Here is a 16,442-nt window from a genome sequence, read left to right on the forward strand (position 1 = left end):
ACGAGAGTGGTTGCATGACGCAGACGACGACCCCCGGCACCGACCACCACCTCTCCCTCTTCCAGCAGCGCGCCGACCGCTTCACCCAGGTGGTGGACGCGGTCGACGTCTCGGGCGACGACTGGGACGCACCCTCCCCGTGCGACGGCTGGAGCGCCCGCGACGTCGTCGGCCACGTGCTCCGGACCCAGCGTGACTTCCTCGGCACGCAGGGCCTCGACGTGGGCCCGCAGCCGGACCTCGCCGACCCGGCGGCCGCGTGGCGGGCCCAGCGCGCGCAGGTCACGTCGGTGCTGGAGTCCGACGGCGTGGCCGCGCGGGAGTACGACGGCTACTTCGGCCGTACGACGATCGCCGCGACCGTCGCCGACTTCTACGGCTGGGACCTCGTGGTGCACGGGTCCGACGTCGCCCGGGCCACCGGTCAGGAGTGGTCGGTCAGCGACGCCGAGGCCGCCGACCTGCACGCCACCGCGGACGGCTGGGGCGTGGCCCTGCACTCGGAGGGCGTGTGCGCCGACGCCGTCGAGGTCGGCGACGACGCCTCGGTGACCGACCGGTTGCTCGCCCGGCTCGGGCGCGACCCCGGGTGGCGACCGTCGGTCGGCTGAGGCGCCCGAGCGTCATGACCGCGACGCTGCAGCGACCGGCGTGAGCTGCACCTCGATCGTCGGCACCTCGCCCTCCGTCGGGCGGCACCCGCCCGGGCTGACCCGCGGACGCCCCTGCGCCACGACCCGCACCGAGCTCGCGGCCAGGTCGGTGACACGGAGCTGCCAGGTCCCCCTCGTCCCCGCCAGCGCGCAGGGCAGGCGGCAGGTCAGGCGGCCGCCGACGAGGACGAGACCCTCGGACTCCACCGCTGACACGAGTGCCTTCCGGTCCACGGGTCGGTTGTCGAAGCGGAGGCGGGACAGCTCCACCGAGTCCACCGGCTTCCCGTCGCCTCCGACCGCGGAGCCCAGCACGAGCGACGGCCCCAGCTCCCGCCAGACGTCGGGCCCGTTCTCGCACTCCGAGCCCCCGCCGCAGCCGGTGAGGAGCGATGCCGCGACCAGCACGCCCACAGCCCGCATCCGGGTGACCACCATGCGCGTGGGACGGACCGACCTGGGCGACCGTTCCGCCCGGTGGTCGGGTCAGGAGCGCTCCAGGGTGACCACTGCGACCGTGCAGCGACCCGCGACCTCACCGGGTCCGACCACGAGCGTGCCCGTCGCGAGCCCGTCGCGGCCGCCCGAGACGACGTACGCCGCCTGGTCCGCGGCCACCGGGAGGGTCGAGGACCGCCCCAGCTCCAGGACGGTGACGAAGGGGTGGACGAGGGTCGGGTCGACGACCACGTTGAGCGCCCGCACGGGACCCTCCGGCACCGACCCCACGGCGGCCGCGTCTCCGGAGAAAAGGAACGGGCGCTGCGGCTCGACGACGTGCGCGTCGCCGTCCACCTCCAGGTCGAGCACCGGTCCCTCGACGAGGGTCAGCAGGCGCTGCCGGCCGGGGAACGTCGAGAACGGCCCGTCGCGGTCGATGTCGGCCAGGCTGATCCGCCACGCGCCGTCGTCGGCGACCGCCAGCTCGCGCGTCGTACCACCGCCGTTGGCCCAGGCCTGCGGCGTGACCTCGTCGCTGCGGACGACCCGGCTCACTTCTTGCCGGTCTTCTCCGTGGGCTGCGTGGTGGCGAGCGCGGCGACGAAGGCCTCCGGCGGCACCTCGACGGAGCCGATGTTCTTCATCCGCTTCTTGCCGGCCTTCTGCTTCTCGAGCAGCTTGCGCTTGCGGCTGATGTCGCCGCCGTAGCACTTGGCCAGCACGTCCTTGCGGATGGCGCGGATGGTCTCGCGGGCGATGACGCGCGCGCCGATGGCGGCCTGGATCGGCACCTCGAACTGCTGGCGCGGGATCAGGTCCTTGAGCTTGCCGGCCATCATCACGCCGTAGGAGTAGGCCGCGTCGCGGTGCACGATCGCGCTGAACGCATCGACCGGCTCACCCTGGAGCAGGATGTCGACCTTGACCAGGTCGGCGGCCTGCTCGCCGGAACGCTCGTAGTCGAGCGAGGCGTAGCCCTTGGTGCGCGACTTCAGCTGGTCGAAGAAGTCGAAGACGATCTCGCCCATCGGCAGCGTGTAGCGCATCTCGACGCGGTCCTCCGACAGGTAGTCCATCCCCTGCAGGTTGCCGCGCTTGAGCTGGCACAGCTCCATGATCGTGCCGATGTAGTCGGACGGCGCGAGGATCGTCGCCTTCACGACGGGCTCGCGGACCTCGGACACCTTGCCGTCGGGGTACTCGCTCGGGTTGGTCACCTCGACCTCGGTGCCGTCGTCGAGGAGGACCTCGTAGACCACGTTGGGCGCGGTCGAGATGAGGTCGAGGGTGAACTCGCGCTCGAGCCGGTCGCGGGTGATCTCCATGTGGAGCAGGCCGAGGAAGCCGCAGCGGAAGCCGAAGCCGAGCGCGCCGGAGGTCTCCGGCTCGTAGGTCAGCGCCGCGTCGTTGAGCTGCAGCTTCTCGAGCGCGTCGCGCAGCGTCGGGTAGTCGTCGCCGTCGATCGGGTAGAGCCCGGCGTAGACCATCGGGTTCGGGTGCTTGTAGCCCCCGAGCGACTCCGTGGCGCCGTGGTGCTGCGAGGTGACCGTGTCACCCACGCGCGACTGGCGCACGTCCTTCACGCCGGTGATCAGGTAGCCGACCTCGCCGACGCCGATCTCCCCGGCCTTGACGGGCTCGGGGCTGATCACGCCGACCTCGAGCATCTCGTGCACGGCGTTGGTCGACATCATCTTGATCCGGTCGCGGTGGCTGAGCTTGCCGTCGACCACGCGGACGTAGGTCACCACGCCGCGGTAGGTGTCGTAGACCGAGTCGAAGATCAGCGCGCGGGCCGGGGCGTCCGCGTCGCCCACCGGCGGCGGGGTCTGCTTCACGATCTCGTTGAGGAGCGCCTCGACGCCCACGCCGGTCTTGGCGCTGGTGAGGAGAACCTCCTCCGGCTCGCAGCCGACCAGGCCGGCGAGCTCGGCGGCGTACTTCTCGACGTTGGCGCTCGGGAGGTCGATCTTGTTGAGCACCGGGATGATGTGGAGGTCGGCGCCCATCGCGAGGTAGAGGTTCGCGAGGGTCTGCGCCTCGATGCCCTGGGCAGCGTCGACCAGCAGGACCGCCGCCTCGCACGCCTCGAGCGAGCGGGACACCTCGTAGGTGAAGTCGACGTGGCCGGGGGTGTCGATCATGTTGAGGATGTAGGTGCCGGGCTCCGCGTCCTCGGCGTTGCCGGCCGGGACGGTCCACGGCATCCGCACGGCCTGCGACTTGATCGTGATGCCGCGCTCGCGCTCGATGTCCATCCGGTCGAGGTACTGCGCACGCGACGCCCGCTCGTCGACGACCCCGGTGAGCTGGAGCATCCGGTCGGCGAGCGTCGACTTGCCGTGGTCGATGTGCGCGATGATGCAGAAGTTGCGGATGATAGAGGGGTCGGTCGAGCCTGGCTTCGGTGCGTTGGTGAGGCTCACGGACTGCTTTCAGGAGAACGACGGCGGGGTCGGGTCATTCTTCCACGCGGGACCTGCCGCACCGAACCGGCGCCGACGACCCCGGACGAGCTCCACCACGGCCGCGATCGCGAAGACCGTCCAGAAGCCGACCAGCACCGGTCCGGCGTACACGACGAGCAGCGCGGCGATCTGCAGGTCGGCGCCCTGCCACGCCATCCACTCGATCAGCACGGCACCCACCACGAGCGGCAGGGCGGGCACGGCCATCGCGAGGGCGTGCCAGCCGCGCGGGGTGTCGTCGCGGGCGGCCGTCACGCCGGCCGCCGCCGCCAGCACGACCAGGCCCGGGAGCGAGAGCAGGGTGCCGGGCAGGACGACCCCCATGGCGAGGAGCACCAGGCCGGCCAGCCAGGCACGTCGGAGGGCGCGCGGCACCGACCGCCTGACCGGTTCCGGTGCCTCCATGTCCGGACGCTAGCGTGCAGCGGTGACCTCGCGGAACGGATCGAGCCTCCCGCTCGTGCCGGCAGCGGCGTTCGTGCTGATCTGGTCGTCCGGCTACATCTCCGGCCCGGCGGCGGTCCACGCGGCGGCGCCGTTCACGGTGCTCGGCTGGCGCTTCGTCCTCGCCGCCCTCCTCGCCGCCGGCCTGGCCCTCGCGCTGAGGCGGCCGACCCGGATGGACCGCGGCACGCTGGGCCGGGTCGCGGCCGTCGGCTTCGTGATGAACGCCGTCCAGTTCGGCCTGATGTACGTCGCGTTCGACCTGGGCCTCGGCGCCACCCTGGCCTCGCTCCTCCACGCGCTCAGCCCGGTCCTGACCGCCCTGCTGGCGGCAGTGCTCCTCGGGGAGCGGGTCTCGGCACTCCAGGTCGCGGGTTTCGCCGCCGGGGTCGTGGGGGTGCTGCTCGTCCTCGGCGCCGACCTGGGCCATGCCGGCGGGCCGGTCGCCGTGCTGGTCGGCTGTCTGAGCATGCTCACCCTCAGCCTCGGCACCCTCGGCCAGCGCTGGATCGGGGCGCAGCCCGACCTGCTGTGGTCGGCTGCGGCGCAGTTCGCCGTGTCCGCTCCCCCGCTGCTCGTGCTGGGCTGGACCACCGAGGGCGCCTGGCCGGTGACGGACACCTCGCGGGCCGTCGTGTCCGTGCTGTTCCTGGCGGTCGTCAACTCGATCGTCGGCCTGGTCCTGCTGGCCCTGCTCGTACTGCGCGGCGGTTCGGGCGCGGCGGCCAGCCTGTTCTTCCTCAGCCCCCCGGTCACGGCCGTGCTCGCGTGGCTGGTGCTCGACGAGACGCTGTCGCCCACCCAGCTCGTCGGCCTCGTGGTCGCGGTGGTCGGCGTCGGCGCAGCGACAAGGAGTCGGAGTACGCCGGTGCCCGTCCAGGACCCCGAGCAGGACCCTCAGGACGCGGTCGGCACCCAGTAGCGCCGCTTCACCCCGCGGACGTCCTCCAGGACCCCGCCGGCGGCCTCGATCACGCGGATCGAGCCGACGTTGTCGTCGTCGCAGGTGACCAGGGCAGGGTCGATCCCGAGCCCCAGCGCCCACGCCAGGGCGTGCTGCAGCATCGCGGTCGCGTGGCCCTCGCGCCGCCGGGTCGGGCGCACGTCGTACCCGATGTGCCCGCCCACGTCGAGGAGGAAGTCGTTGAGCTCGTGGCGGATGGCGATGCGGCCGAGGTAGTCCTCGCCCTCGACCCACCACAGCGTCGTGCACGGCACGTGCCACTCCAGCCGCGGCGTCTCGGGGAGCGCGTCCGCCCTGACCGCCTCCACGAAGGCCCTGAAGGCGCCGGGCTCCTTCCACCCGGGCGCGTTGTGGTCGATCCACGCGGCCGTCTGGCTGTGCTCGACGCCCTCGGAGACGAACTCGTCCATCGCCTCCAGGAACGACTCGCGGACGGTGGTGGTCGGCAGGACGAGCTCAGGCATGGCGCCAGTCTCCCGGGTCGGTCGCTCCCGCCTCCACCCGATATCCGGTCGTGACCGCCGGCGGCGTGGTGGAGGATGCGCCCATGGCCCGTTCCACCTCGATCGCCCCCTACCCCGCTCCGCACGACCGCACCGCGCGCCGGCTCGAGTGGGCCTTCCTGCCGCCCCACCTGCGGGCGTGGATCGAGCGCAGGTGCGGCTCCCCCGTCGTCTCGGCGATCTCCCAGACGAGCGGGTTCACCCCCGGCTTCGCCTCCGTGCTGGTCTGCGAGGACGGCTCGCGCCACTTCGTGAAGGCGGCCTCGACCAAGGCCCAGCGGACGTTCGCCGACTCCTACCGCGAGGAGGCGCGCAAGCTCGCCGCGCTGCCGGCGGGCGTGCCGGCCCCGAGGCTGYTGTGGCACCTCGACGACGACTGGGTGGTGCTCGGCATCGAGTACGTCGCCGCCCGCACGCCGCACCGGCCGTGGCGTATCGAGGACCTCGACGCGCTCCTCGACTCCCTCGAGGTCGTGGCCGACGTGGTGACCCCGCCCCCGCCGGGGCTGGACCTCGACACGGCGGCCGACGACTTCGCCCCGCTCCTCGAGGGCTGGCCGGCCCTGCGCGAGCGGCGTACGGACCTCGGCGCGGACCGGCTGGCCGAGGCCGAGGCGCTGGCACGGCGCTACGCCGAGGTGGTGGGTGGCGACACCCTCGTCCACACCGACATCCGCTCCGACAACGCGATCATCGATGCGGACGGTCGTGCGCTGATCTGCGACTGGAACTGGCCGGTGGTCGGTGCCGCGTGGTTCGACTCCTTCGCCGCCCTCATCGGGCCACGCGGCGAGGGCATCGACGTCGACGCCGTCATCGCCGAGCGCCGGCTGCTGCGCGACGTCGACCCGGAGGCGCTCGACATCAACCTCGCCCTCTACGTCGGCTACTTCTTCACCCAGTGCGAGCTGCCCGTGCCGCCGACGTCGCCGCACATCCGCGACCACCAGCGCTGGCAGGGCGAGGTGTGCTGGGACTGGCTGGCGGAGCGGCGGCGCTGGTCATGACCGGCCCGCGCGCGGTCGGCGTACGCCTCACCTACGACGCCGTCCCCGCCGCGGTCCGCTCCTGGGTCGAGGACCGGCTCGGCTCCCCCGTCGTCCGGACGGCCGAGCAGGTCGGCGGGATGTCGCCGGGATGCGCCACGCGCCTGACCTGCGCCGACGGCACCCGCGCCTTCGTCAAGGCCGTGGGGGCCGAGCTGAACCCGGACACCCCCGGACTGTTCCGCCGCGAGATCGCCGTGCTCGACCACCTCGGCCAGCACGAGCTCTGGGCCCGACTGCTGGCGTCGTACGACGACGGGGCATGGGTCGCGCTGCTCATCGAGGACGTCGACGGGCGTCACCCCGACTTCGGCGATGCCGCGGAGGTCGGCGCGGTCCTCCGTGCGGTCGACCGCCTGGGTGTCGTGCTGCAGGAGCGGGACGTCGCGTCGACGGTGGACCTCGTCGACGTCGCCCAGGTCTTCGGGAAGTGGGCCGACAGCCTCGCCACCCTGGCGGATGCCTCCGCCGAGACACCGGTGCCGGAGTGGCTGCGCAGCGATCCGCACGACTGGGCGGCCGTCCTGCGCGAGCACGCCGGCCGACCCGTGTCGCAGGTCGTGCACTGGGACATCCGCGTCGACAACCTGCTGCGCCGCCCGGGGGGTGAGGTGGTGGTCGTCGACTGGGGCGTGGCCGCACGCGGACCGACCTGGGTCGACCCGTTGCTCGCCCGGCTGGAGTGCGTCGAGGACCCGTGGTTCGACACCTCTGTGGCGTCCTCCCCATCGCTCGCCGACGTCGGCGACGACGCGGTCACGGCCTTCCTCGCCGGGTTCGGGGCGCACCTCGCGGTGCGCTCGGTGGTCGCGGTCGACGTCAACCTGCCCACGCTCAACGATTTCCGCGTCCGGGAGTCGAGGAGGATGCTGGAGGCGGTGGCCCGACGCACCGGGCGCTGAGCGCTGGTCGACGTACGTCGGACGGCCCCCCGGCATCGCGGCAGGCGATTTGGGCCCCCGCGACGCGTGGCGGTACTGTTTCTCACTGCATGTCCGGCACCCGACCCTCCCCGTGCTGATCGTGGAGGGATTGCCAGGCAGCCGACAAGCACCAGACTTCCATTCCAGACCAGTTCTAGCTCCGAGGATTCACACGTGGCGAACATCAAGTCCCAGATCAAGCGCAACAAGCAGAACGAGAACGCGCGCCAGCGCAACCAGGCCGTGAAGTCGCGCCTGAAGACCGCTGTGCGCAAGTTCCGCGAGCTGTCCGAGGCCGGCGACAAGGACGCCGCCGTCGCCGCCAGCCGCGACGCGATGCGGGCGCTCGACAAGGCCGCCTCGAAGGGCGTCATCCACGGCAACCAGGCCGCGAACCGCAAGTCCTCGATCGCCAAGAAGGCCGCCTCGCTCTGACGCGAGCCTTCACCTGCGACACCCGCCCTCGTGGCGGGTGTTCTGCATTTCGGGCCCGGCTCAGCGCCCGTCGCGCAGACCGGCGACGGTGAGCACGAGCCGCTCGAGGGTGTAGGACGCGTCGTGCGCCTGGCCCTTGATGTCGGCATCCGCGTGGGCCACCGCCCGGACCGCCGCGGCGATGCCCTCGGAGGTCCACGAGCGTGACTGGTCGCGCACGGTGCGCACCTTCCACGGGGGTACGCCGAGGTCGCGGGCGAGGTCGGCGTCACGGGCGCCCCGCGGGGACCCGAGGTAGCGCGCGAGGCTACGCGCAGACGCGGCCATCGCCGAGGTGACCAGCACCGGCGAGGTCCCGGAGTCGAGCGCCCAGCGCAGCTCCTCGAGGGCCGCGGCGCGACGCCCGGCGAACGCGGCGTCGGCGACGGTGAACGACTTCGCCTCGGCGCGGCCACCGAAATAGCGCTGGACCTTGTCGATCGTGAGCTGCTCGCCGTGGAAGTCGTTGGTCAGCTGGTCGGCCGCCGCGGCGAGTGACCGCAGGTCGGTGCCGACGGCCTGCACGAGGAAGGCGGCGGCGTCGGAGTCGATCCGCGCGCCGTGCGAGGCGACCTCGGAGGTCAGGAAGCCGGTCATCTCGCTCGGCTTGACCTCCTCCGACTTCACCTCGGTCACCGGCGAGAGCTTGCGCAGCTTGGTGAGCACGCCGCTCCCCTTCTGCCCGCCCGAGTGCACCAGCACGAGCGCGACGTCGTCGGCGGGGGCCGCGCAGTAGTCGAGCAGGCCGTCGACGGACTCGTCGGGCAGGTCCTCCAACCCGCGCACGACGACGCACCGGATGGAGGAGAAGAGCGACGGCGCCGACATCTCGCCGAGCGAGGCCAGGGTCAGGTCGGAGGCCGTCGACTCGGCGAGCTCCGCCTCCGCGTCATGGGCCCGGACGGCCTCGCGCACCGACGCAACAGTCCGGGCGGAGAGGTACTCCTCCTTGCCCGTCACGAGGACGACGTGGCCGAGGACCTGTGCGGCGGAGGGGGTGCGAGCCATGGTGCGGCCCACCCTATCCACGAGCGACGACACCGAGCTCGCCGTCCCGGACCACCACGACCACGTCGCCGGAGACGTCGGTGCGCCACACGCTCGCGCCGGCAGCATCGAGGGCGGCCACGAGGTCGGGGGCGGGGTGCCCGTAGTCGTTGTCCTCCCCCACCGACACCAGCGCCAGACGCGCGCCGAGCGAGGTGAGCCAGTCGAGGTCCTGGTGGCGGCTGCCGTGGTGCGGCACCTTGAGCACGTCCACGTGCAGGCCCGCCAGGTCGCGGGCCAGCGTGGCCTGCGCCGACGGCTCGACGTCCCCGGTCAGCAGGACCCGCACCCCGCCCACCTCGGCGACGAGGACGACGCTGGCGTTGTTGGGCGCGCTCTCCGCGGGGTCGCCCGGGCGGGCACCGGGACGGGGCCACACCGTCTGCAGCGTCACCTCGCCGACCCGACGTGTGAGGCCGTACGCCGCCGGGGCCGGGTCGCGGCCTACCGCGCGCGCCGCGGCGCCGGCTCCCTCCGGCGGGTCGAGCAGCGCCGTGCCCTCGACCTCCCCCACCTCGCGACCCTCCAGCACACCCACCACCCCGCCGACGTGGTCGGCGTGGAAGTGCGTGAGCACGAGGAGCGGCACGGCGGTGACCTCGAGGCGGTCGAGGCAGGCGTCGGTCGGTGCGGGCTCGGGTCCGGCGTCGACGACCACCGCCGACCCGGGACCGGCGCGCAGGACGAGTGCGTCGCCCTGGCCGACGTCGCACATCGCCAGCACCCAGCCGCGCGGCGGCCAGCCGGGGGTCGGGGGCCGGACCAGCATCACCACGACGAGGAGGCAGGTGCAGGCCAGCGTCGTGGCCGGACGGCCGAGCAGCCGCGGGGCGAGGGGCACCGCGAGCAGGCACAGTCCCGTGAGCAGCACGAGCGGCACCGGTCCGGTGCCCCAGTCGACCGCTGCCGTCGGGACGTCCGCGCCCCAGCGGGCGACGGCGATGATCCATCCTGCCGACCACGCCGCCGGGGCCGCAACCGCAACTCCGAGCGGGCTCCACAGCAGGCCCAGCAGCCCGCCTGAGAGCCCGAGCACGGTCGCCGGCGCGACGGCCGGTGCGGCGAGCAGGTTGGCACCCACCGCGACGAGGCTGACCTGGCCAGAGATCGCCGCCACCACGGGCGTGCAGGCAACCTGCGCGGCCAGCGGCACCGACACCGCCTCGGCGACCCACCGCGGGGTCCACCTCATCAACGCGTCGCGCCAGACCGGCGCCAGCAGGAGGATCCCGGCGGTCGCGAGCGCGGACAGCGCGAACCCCGCCGTCACGGCGAGCCGCGGCCAGACCAGCAGCAGGCCGAGCACCGCCACCCCCAGGCCCCGGACTCCGCGGGACCGTCCGTTGCGCCCCATCCCGACCAGCGCCACGGCACCCATCGCGGCCGCACGTACGACGCTTGGCTCCGCCCGCGCGGTCAGCACGAAGCCGCAGATGCCGAGCACACCCAGCGCGTAGAGCCAGGGACCGCGCACCCCGGCCCACCGGCCGAGCACGAGCAGGAACCCCACCACCAGCGTCAGGTTGGTCCCGCTCACCGCCAGCAGGTGGGTCAGCCCGGTGGTCCGGAAGTCGTCGGCGAGGTCGGGATCGAGCCCACCGTCGTCCCCGACCACCAGCGCCGGGACCAGCTCACGCGCGTCGGCGTCCCGTCCCGCGACCGCGGCGCGCACGGAGCGTCGTACGCCTGCCGCGGCGTCCCACCACACGTCGGGCTCGGCCACGACGCGCGGCTCGCCGGTCGGGCGCACCAGCGCGGCGGCGTCGCCGTCGCCGGGGACGAGCCGGGCCGCTGTCTCCAGCCGGGTGCCCAACGGCAGCCGCGGCCAGTCGGCACCGGCCATCACCACGACGGGCGCGTCGAGCGTCCACGCACTCCCCCGCCCCTCGAGGCGGGCGACCACGGCCCGGACGACCTGGAGGTCGCCGTACTGCCCCGCCACCACCCGCACGTCCGACGTCAGCTCGAGCTCGACCCGCACGACGGCACCCTCGTCGGCCAGCGCGGCGAGGGGCGACGTCGTCAGCAGGACGTGCTGCAGGCCGGCGACCCCGGCGACCGCCACGAAGGCCGCGAGCGGACCGAGCCACCCGAGGGACCACCACCGGCGCACCACACCGGTCCCGACGACGGCCACCACCAGCGCGACCGCTGCGAGGGCCGGCCACCCCGGCGCGACGAGCACCAGGAGCGCGCCCGCCCACGCGCCCACGCCGAGGGCGACCGCACGCAGGTCGGGCACGGTCGGTCAGAGGGTGACGAGCGGCGCGAGGTCGGCGAGGGTGGCCTCCCCGATGCCGTCGACCTCCAGCAGCTCGTCGACGGACGTGAAGCCGCCGTTGCTGTCGCGCCACGCGAGGATCGCGTCGGCCGTCACCGGCCCGACGCCGGGCAGGGTGTCGAGGGCCGCCTGGTCGGCGGTGTTGAGGTTGACGAGCGCCTCACCGCCGGGGACCGGGGAGTCGAGCGTGCCGGCCACGCCCGCGGCCGGGGCGACGCCCACGAGGATCTGCTCGCCGTCGACGACGGGTCGGGCGAGGTTGAGCGCGGTGAGGTCGACGCCTCGCCGCGCACCTCCCGCCGCCTCCAGGGCGTCCACGACGCGAGCCCCTGCGGGCAGCACTGCGATCCCGGGGCGACGTACCTTGCCCGCGACGTCGACCACCAGCTCCTCGCCCGGGTCGGTGGGGGCGGACGCGCCGCCCGCGCCGTCGGCCGGCACGACCGGCGCGAGCGGCGTCGCCGACCCGGCGGGACCGGACGCAGCCGGTGCGACCGGCACGGCGCGGGCCTGGTCGCGCACCGCCCACCACGCCGCGAGCCCGACGGCGAGCGCCGCGACCACGGCGACGACGGCGAGGTGCACCGGGCCGAGCTGCAGCCCGCCGACCCGCAGCCGGCGCGACGCGTGGCGGCCGGGGACCGACGGCACGACCGGCGCGGGACCAGGTGCCGAGACAGGAGCGGGGAACGGGTCCGGGCGCTCGCGGACGCGCGTGTGCCCGTGGGCCGGGTCGGCCACGTCGTCCGGCTCACCGCGCACCGCGGCGAGCTCCGCGCTCAGCGTCGCCAGCCGCCGCGACACCGCCTCGGCGTGCTCGGAGGACGACTGGGATCGGCGCATGCCGTCCACGCTAGGAACGCGCGAGCCCCCTCGACAGGGGCGATCGGCAATCTGTGGACAGGCGGGTGTCAGGGACGCGGGGACACGCAGACCGCGACCATGCCGGGCCCGACGTGGGCGCCGAGCACGGCCCCGAGCTCGCCGCACATCACCTCGCGCCCGTCCAGCCCGTCGGCGAGCCGCTCGGCCAGCGCGGCGGCGAGCTCCTCGGCGCGACCGGCGTTGGCCAGGTGGGACACGCACACGTCGACCGCCTCGTCCCCGGCCGCCTCGACGGCGAGCTCGGCGAGCCGGGCCAGCGCCCGTGATGCCGTGCGCACGCGCTCGCGCGGCGCGACGCGGCCCTCGGCGATCTCGAGGAGGGGCTTCACCGACAGCGCGCTGCCGAGGATCGCGGCGGCGGCGCCGATGCGCCCGCCGCGGCGGAGGTACTCCAGCGTGTCGACGTAGAACAGCGAGGTGGCCGCCTGGCCCCGGGCGAGCGCCGCCAGCGCCGCCTCCTCCCCCGTCCCGCCGGCGTCCAGCACGTCGGCCGCGGTGAGGGCGGCGTAGCCGGTCGCGATGCCGACCTGCCCCGAGTCCACGACGTGCACCGGCAGCTCGACCTCGAGCGCGGCCATCTGTGCGGACTCGAAGGTGCCGCTCATCTCGCCGGACAGGTGCACCGACACGATCTCCTCGACCCCGTCGGCCTCGAGCGAGCGGTAGAGGTCGGTGAACAGGGCCGGCGCGGGACGCGAGGTGCTGACCGGCACGAAGTCGCGCAGCGCCTCGGCGACCACGTCGGGGGTGGCGCCGTCGGGTCCCTCGTCGAGCACCCGGGCGCCGATCACCACCTGGAGCGGCACGACCCGGATGTCACGTGCCTGCGCCAGCTCGGCGGGCAGGCTTGCGGTCGAGTCGGTGACCACCACCACGCGAGGCATAGCGCGACCCTACTGGTCAGTCGTGTCGGGGCAGGACGTCAGACGACGATGTTGACCAGCTTGGGGGCGCGCACGATCACCTTGCGCACGGTCGCGCCGTCGATCGCCCGCTGCACGCCGTCGTCGGCCATGGCCGCGGCCTCCAGGTCGGCCTCGGAGATGTCCGGGGCCACCTCCAGGCGCGCCTTGACCTTGCCCTTGACCTGCACGACCGCGACGACCGTGTCCTCGACCAGCAGCGCCTCGTCGACGGCCGGCCACCCGGCGTGGACGACCGTGACCGCGTGGTCGGGGTTGTTGCCCATCCGCTCCCACATCTCCTCGGCCGTGTAGGGCGCGACCAGGGACAGCAGGATCGCCACCGCCTCCGTCGCCTCGCGCACCGCGGGGTCGGCGGGGCCGCAGCCGGAGTCGATGGCCTTGCGGGTCGCGTTGACCAGCTCCATCACCCGGGCGACCATCACGTTGAAGCGGTAGCCCTCGACCAGCTCGGCGGCGTCGTGCACCGTCCGCGCCGTCGTACGCCGCAGCGCCAGGTCGCCGCCCGACACGTCCACCCCGGGCTCCGAGGTGACGTCGCCCGACAGCCGCCAGGCCCGCTGCAGGAACCGCAGCGAACCGTCCGGCGACATGTTGGCCCAGTCGATGTCGTCCTCGGGCGGGCCCGCGAAGACCAGCGTCAGGCGCACCGCGTCCACGCCGAAGGCACCGAGCTGGTCCCCCAGGTCGACGCCGTTGCCCAGCGACTTGCTCATCTTCTTGCCCTGGTTGATCACGAAGCCCTGGTTCAGCTGCGCCGACCACGGCTCGCGGAAGTCGACCAGGCCCATGTCGTTCAGGACCTTGGTGAAGAAGCGGCCGTACAGCAGGTGCAGCACCGCGTGCTCGACACCACCGACGTACAGGTTCGCCGGCATCCACGCGTTGACCTTGGCGCTGTCGAACGCCCGGTCGGTCTCGTGGGGCGAGCAGTAGCGGAACATGTACCAGGACGAGTCCACGAAGGTGTCCATGGTGTCGGTGTCCCGCATCGCCGGGCCGCCGCACGTCGGGCAGGCCACGTTGACCCACTCGGTCGCGCCGCCCAGCGGCGAGGTGCCCTTGGGCTTCAGGTCGGCGCCCTTCAGCATCGGCAGGGTCACCGGCAGCTGGTCCTCCGGGACCGGGACCTCGCCGTCCACCGGGCAGTGGATGATCGGGATCGGCGGTCCCCAGTAGCGCTGCCGGCTGATCAGCCAGTCGCGCAGGCGGAAGTTGACCGCCCCGGAGCCGCGCCCGTCGGCCTCCAGCCGCTCGACGATCGTGCGGATGCCGGATGCCTTGTCGCCCAGCCCGTCCAGGTCGCCGGAGTTGACGTACGCCCCGTCGCCGGACGTCGCGACGCCGCTCTCCTCGGGGTTGTCCTCACCGGGCACGTCGATGACGCGGCGCACCGGCAGCCCCATCGCCCGCGCGAAGTCCAGGTCGCGCTGGTCGTGGGCGGGCACGGCCATGATCGCGCCGGTGCCGTAGTCGGCCAGCACGTAGTCGCTCGCCCAGACCGGGATCTCCTCGCCCGAGACCGGGTTGGTGGCCGTGATGCCCAGGTCGACGCCCGTCTTGGGCCGGTCGGTCGCCAGCCGGTCGATGTCGGAGGCCTTGCGGACCTCGACCAGGTAGTCCTCCAGCGCCTGCGCGCGGTCGGGGTGCACGATCTCCGCCGCCAGCGCCGCGTCGGCCGCCACCACCATGAACGTCGCGCCGTACAGCGTGTCGGGACGGGTGGTGTAGACCTCGATGTCGCGCTCACCTGCGGCGGTGTGCAGCGCGAACGTGACGTGCGCGCCCTCCGAGCGGCCGATCCAGTTGCGCTGCGCCGTGACCACGCGGTCGGGCCAGGTGTCCGCCAGCTCGTCCAGGCCGTCCAGCAGCTCCTGGGCGTAGTCGGTGATCTTGAAGTACCACTGGGTCAGGTTCTTCTTGGTCACCTCGGCGCCACAGCGGTCGCAGACGCCGCCGACGACCTGCTCGTTGGCCAGCACGGTCTGGTCGTTGGGGCACCAGTTGACCGGGCTGTTCTTGCGGTAGGCCAGGCCCCGCTTGAACAGCTCCAGGAACAGCCACTGCGTCCAGCGGTAGTACTCCGGGTCGCTGGTGTTGAACGTGCGCGACCAGTCGAAGGACGCGGCGTACCGGCGGCACGACTCGATCGACTTGGCGATGTTGGCCCGGGTGTAGGTGTCCGGGTGCTCGTCGTGGCGGATTGCGGCGTTCTCCGCCGGCAGGCCGAAGGAGTCGAAGCCCATCGGGTTCAGCACCTCGTAGCCGCGCTGCCACCAGTAGCGCGCCACCACGTCGTGCAGCGCGAACACCTCGGCGTGGCCCATGTGCAGGTCACCGCTCGGGTAGGGGAACATCGTCAACGCGTAGCGCTTCTCCCGCGGGCTGTCGTCGTCGGCCCGGAACGGGTCGAGCTCCCCCCAGACACGCTGCCACTTCGTCTCCGTGGCGGCGATGTCGTACGTCGCGCGCTCAGCGTCGTGGGCTGCGGTGTCTGCCGTTTCCGGGCTGCTCATGGCGTGTCCTCTGCAGGTGCGGGTGGTGCTGGGGTCGGGGCATGAAAAAACCCCTCGCATGGAGGGGTGGCCGCGTGGTCGGTCCGGTGGGTGTGGGACGCGATCAGCGCGGCTGTCGAAGGAGGAGCTGCTTCTGCATGGGGACATCATACTCGCTCCCATGGCCGCTGACCTGCGCCACCTGCGCACCGACCTGCCTGCCGGGATGGCGGACCGGGTGGGAGCAGTGCCGCCCGGGCCGGACCTGGCGGTCCGGACCCGGGCAGCGTTCGCGCGGCAGGACGAGGTCCTGCGCGAGCTCAGGTGAGCGTCACCTGACGAACTGAGGCGTCATCGGCGGGTTCCACCACTCGCCGTTGTAGGCCTTCACCGCGCCGATCACGTGCAGGATGCCGGCGACGACCAGCGGCACGAGGAAGACCGGCAGGAAGACGACGAAGCCGATGCCCAGCGTGACGATGCCCAGGACCACGTAGAGGACCGTGGCGACGACGAGCCAGATGAACATCGAGATCTGGACGTTGATCGAGTTCGCGGCGTGCGAGCGGACGAACGGGCCGCGGTCCTTGTGGACGACGTAGACCGCGATGGAGGCCAGGAACCCGAGGAAGCCGGCCGAGCAGATCATTGCGACCACGGCACCGGCGTGGCTGATCGCGCCCCAGGTGCGCTCCTCCTGGGCCGACATGGTGGCGGGCGTGGCGCGGTAGGTGGGCTGCGGCTGATGGCCGTAGCCGCCCTGCTGCTGGCCGCCCGGACCGGACTGGTCGTACGGGCTGGGGTACTGGTCGGACATCTCACTCACTCCTCGGCGGGCCGGGTGCCCGTTCCTTGTCGATGACAAGCCAAGCACGCCGACGGGCCGGAATCATCC

General features: G+C 73.1%; 17 protein-coding genes. 6 read left to right on the forward strand and 11 right to left on the reverse strand.

The genetic code is table 11. From position 1 onward, the window contains the following. Positions 1–14 precede the first annotated feature (14 nt). The gene (locus tag AC1DP1_RS06050) at positions 15–611 is read left to right on the forward strand and encodes a TIGR03086 family metal-binding protein (protein ID WP_477506098.1); all 597 of its coding nucleotides are present in this window, start codon (positions 15–17) and stop codon (positions 609–611) included. A 12-nt stretch (positions 612–623) separates the two neighbouring features. On the opposite strand, the gene AC1DP1_RS06055 is transcribed toward AC1DP1_RS06050, so the two are convergent. The 4 genes from AC1DP1_RS06055 to AC1DP1_RS06070 form a co-directional block, all read right to left on the reverse strand. After that, on the reverse strand, positions 624–1,076 hold the full coding sequence (locus AC1DP1_RS06055; protein WP_477506099.1) for a hypothetical protein: 453 nt from the start codon (positions 1,074–1,076) through the stop codon (positions 624–626). A gap of 63 nt (positions 1,077–1,139) precedes the next feature. After that, positions 1,140–1,649 (reverse strand): HutD/Ves family protein, encoded by a 510-nt coding sequence (locus AC1DP1_RS06060; protein ID WP_477506100.1) that lies wholly within the window; start codon positions 1,647–1,649, stop codon positions 1,140–1,142. After that, positions 1,646–3,520 (reverse strand): translation elongation factor 4, encoded by a 1,875-nt coding sequence (lepA, locus tag AC1DP1_RS06065; RefSeq protein ID WP_477506101.1) that lies wholly within the window; start codon positions 3,518–3,520, stop codon positions 1,646–1,648. Before lepA ends, AC1DP1_RS06060 begins: the two co-directional genes overlap by 4 nt. A gap of 9 nt (positions 3,521–3,529) precedes the next feature. After that, positions 3,530–3,967: a hypothetical protein gene (locus AC1DP1_RS06070; RefSeq protein WP_477506102.1), complete on the reverse strand. Its 438-nt coding sequence runs from the start codon at positions 3,965–3,967 to the stop codon at positions 3,530–3,532. 22 nt (positions 3,968–3,989) lie between these two features. Here AC1DP1_RS06070 and AC1DP1_RS06075 point away from each other — a divergent pair, with 22 nt between their 5' ends. Continuing rightward, positions 3,990–4,928 (forward strand): DMT family transporter, encoded by a 939-nt coding sequence (locus AC1DP1_RS06075; RefSeq protein ID WP_477506103.1) that lies wholly within the window; start codon positions 3,990–3,992, stop codon positions 4,926–4,928. Here AC1DP1_RS06075 and AC1DP1_RS06080 read toward each other — a convergent pair. Then, positions 4,904–5,434, reverse strand: coding sequence for a GNAT family N-acetyltransferase (locus AC1DP1_RS06080; protein WP_477506104.1), 531 nt, complete (start codon positions 5,432–5,434; stop codon positions 4,904–4,906). The genes AC1DP1_RS06075 and AC1DP1_RS06080 overlap by 25 nt on opposite strands. A gap of 83 nt (positions 5,435–5,517) precedes the next feature. Here AC1DP1_RS06080 and AC1DP1_RS06085 point away from each other — a divergent pair, with 83 nt between their 5' ends. The 3 genes from AC1DP1_RS06085 to rpsT all read left to right on the forward strand — a co-directional run bounded on the left by AC1DP1_RS06085 (position 5,518) and on the right by rpsT (position 7,877). Continuing rightward, the gene (locus AC1DP1_RS06085) at positions 5,518–6,480 is read left to right on the forward strand and encodes a phosphotransferase family protein (protein WP_477506105.1); all 963 of its coding nucleotides are present in this window, start codon (positions 5,518–5,520) and stop codon (positions 6,478–6,480) included. Continuing rightward, the gene (locus AC1DP1_RS06090) at positions 6,477–7,421 is read left to right on the forward strand and encodes an aminoglycoside phosphotransferase family protein (RefSeq protein WP_477506106.1); all 945 of its coding nucleotides are present in this window, start codon (positions 6,477–6,479) and stop codon (positions 7,419–7,421) included. The genes AC1DP1_RS06085 and AC1DP1_RS06090 overlap by 4 nt, the downstream gene beginning before the upstream one ends. A 195-nt stretch (positions 7,422–7,616) precedes the next feature. Continuing rightward, positions 7,617–7,877 (forward strand): 30S ribosomal protein S20, encoded by a 261-nt coding sequence (gene rpsT / locus AC1DP1_RS06095; RefSeq protein ID WP_477506107.1) that lies wholly within the window; start codon positions 7,617–7,619, stop codon positions 7,875–7,877. A gap of 60 nt (positions 7,878–7,937) precedes the next feature. Here rpsT and holA read toward each other — a convergent pair whose 3' ends face one another. The 5 genes from holA to leuS all read right to left on the reverse strand — a co-directional run bounded on the left by holA (position 7,938) and on the right by leuS (position 15,568). Beyond that, a complete protein-coding gene (gene holA / locus AC1DP1_RS06100; protein ID WP_477506108.1) occupies positions 7,938–8,924 on the reverse strand; it encodes a DNA polymerase III subunit delta in 987 nt (328 codons plus the stop codon). Positions 8,925–8,937: 13 nt separating this feature from the next. Further along, a complete protein-coding gene (locus AC1DP1_RS06105; protein ID WP_477506109.1) occupies positions 8,938–11,205 on the reverse strand; it encodes a ComEC/Rec2 family competence protein in 2,268 nt (755 codons plus the stop codon). Positions 11,206–11,211: 6 nt separating this feature from the next. Further along, positions 11,212–12,087: a ComEA family DNA-binding protein gene (locus tag AC1DP1_RS06110; protein ID WP_477506110.1), complete on the reverse strand. Its 876-nt coding sequence runs from the start codon at positions 12,085–12,087 to the stop codon at positions 11,212–11,214. Positions 12,088–12,155: 68 nt separating this feature from the next. Beyond that, positions 12,156–13,013 (reverse strand): DegV family protein, encoded by an 858-nt coding sequence (locus AC1DP1_RS06115; protein WP_477506111.1) that lies wholly within the window; start codon positions 13,011–13,013, stop codon positions 12,156–12,158. Between the two features lie 38 nt (positions 13,014–13,051). Beyond that, a complete protein-coding gene (gene leuS, locus AC1DP1_RS06120) occupies positions 13,052–15,568 on the reverse strand; it encodes a leucine--tRNA ligase (RefSeq protein WP_477506112.1) in 2,517 nt (838 codons plus the stop codon). Positions 15,569–15,728: 160 nt separating this feature from the next. Here leuS and AC1DP1_RS06125 point away from each other — a divergent pair, with 160 nt between their 5' ends. Beyond that, a complete protein-coding gene (locus AC1DP1_RS06125) occupies positions 15,729–15,875 on the forward strand; it encodes a hypothetical protein (protein ID WP_477506113.1) in 147 nt (48 codons plus the stop codon). Between the two features lie 3 nt (positions 15,876–15,878). Here the strand turns inward: AC1DP1_RS06125 and AC1DP1_RS06130 are convergent, their stop codons facing one another. Next, on the reverse strand, positions 15,879–16,364 hold the full coding sequence (locus AC1DP1_RS06130; protein WP_477506114.1) for a DUF4870 domain-containing protein: 486 nt from the start codon (positions 16,362–16,364) through the stop codon (positions 15,879–15,881). Positions 16,365–16,442: the final 78 nt, after the last annotated feature.

The sequence above is a fragment of the Nocardioides sp. P4_G10 genome (genome assembly GCF_056401175.1).

Coding starts and splice junctions, on each gene's coding strand:
- AC1DP1_RS06110 (WP_477506110.1), bottom strand. CDS start 12,087: ATGCGCCGATCCCAGTCGTCCTCCGAGCACGCCGAGGCGGTGTCGCGG.
- AC1DP1_RS06115 (WP_477506111.1), bottom strand. CDS start 13,013: ATGCCTCGCGTGGTGGTGGTCACCGACTCGACCGCAAGCCTGCCCGCC.
- AC1DP1_RS06070 (WP_477506102.1), bottom strand. CDS start 3,967: ATGGAGGCACCGGAACCGGTCAGGCGGTCGGTGCCGCGCGCCCTCCGA.
- AC1DP1_RS06080 (WP_477506104.1), bottom strand. CDS start 5,434: ATGCCTGAGCTCGTCCTGCCGACCACCACCGTCCGCGAGTCGTTCCTG.
- AC1DP1_RS06050 (WP_477506098.1), top strand. CDS start 15: ATGACGCAGACGACGACCCCCGGCACCGACCACCACCTCTCCCTCTTC.
- AC1DP1_RS06130 (WP_477506114.1), bottom strand. CDS start 16,364: ATGTCCGACCAGTACCCCAGCCCGTACGACCAGTCCGGTCCGGGCGGC.
- leuS (WP_477506112.1), bottom strand. CDS start 15,568: ATGAGCAGCCCGGAAACGGCAGACACCGCAGCCCACGACGCTGAGCGC.
- AC1DP1_RS06055 (WP_477506099.1), bottom strand. CDS start 1,076: ATGCGGGCTGTGGGCGTGCTGGTCGCGGCATCGCTCCTCACCGGCTGC.
- AC1DP1_RS06090 (WP_477506106.1), top strand. CDS start 6,477: ATGACCGGCCCGCGCGCGGTCGGCGTACGCCTCACCTACGACGCCGTC.
- AC1DP1_RS06125 (WP_477506113.1), top strand. CDS start 15,729: ATGGCCGCTGACCTGCGCCACCTGCGCACCGACCTGCCTGCCGGGATG.
- holA (WP_477506108.1), bottom strand. CDS start 8,924: ATGGCTCGCACCCCCTCCGCCGCACAGGTCCTCGGCCACGTCGTCCTC.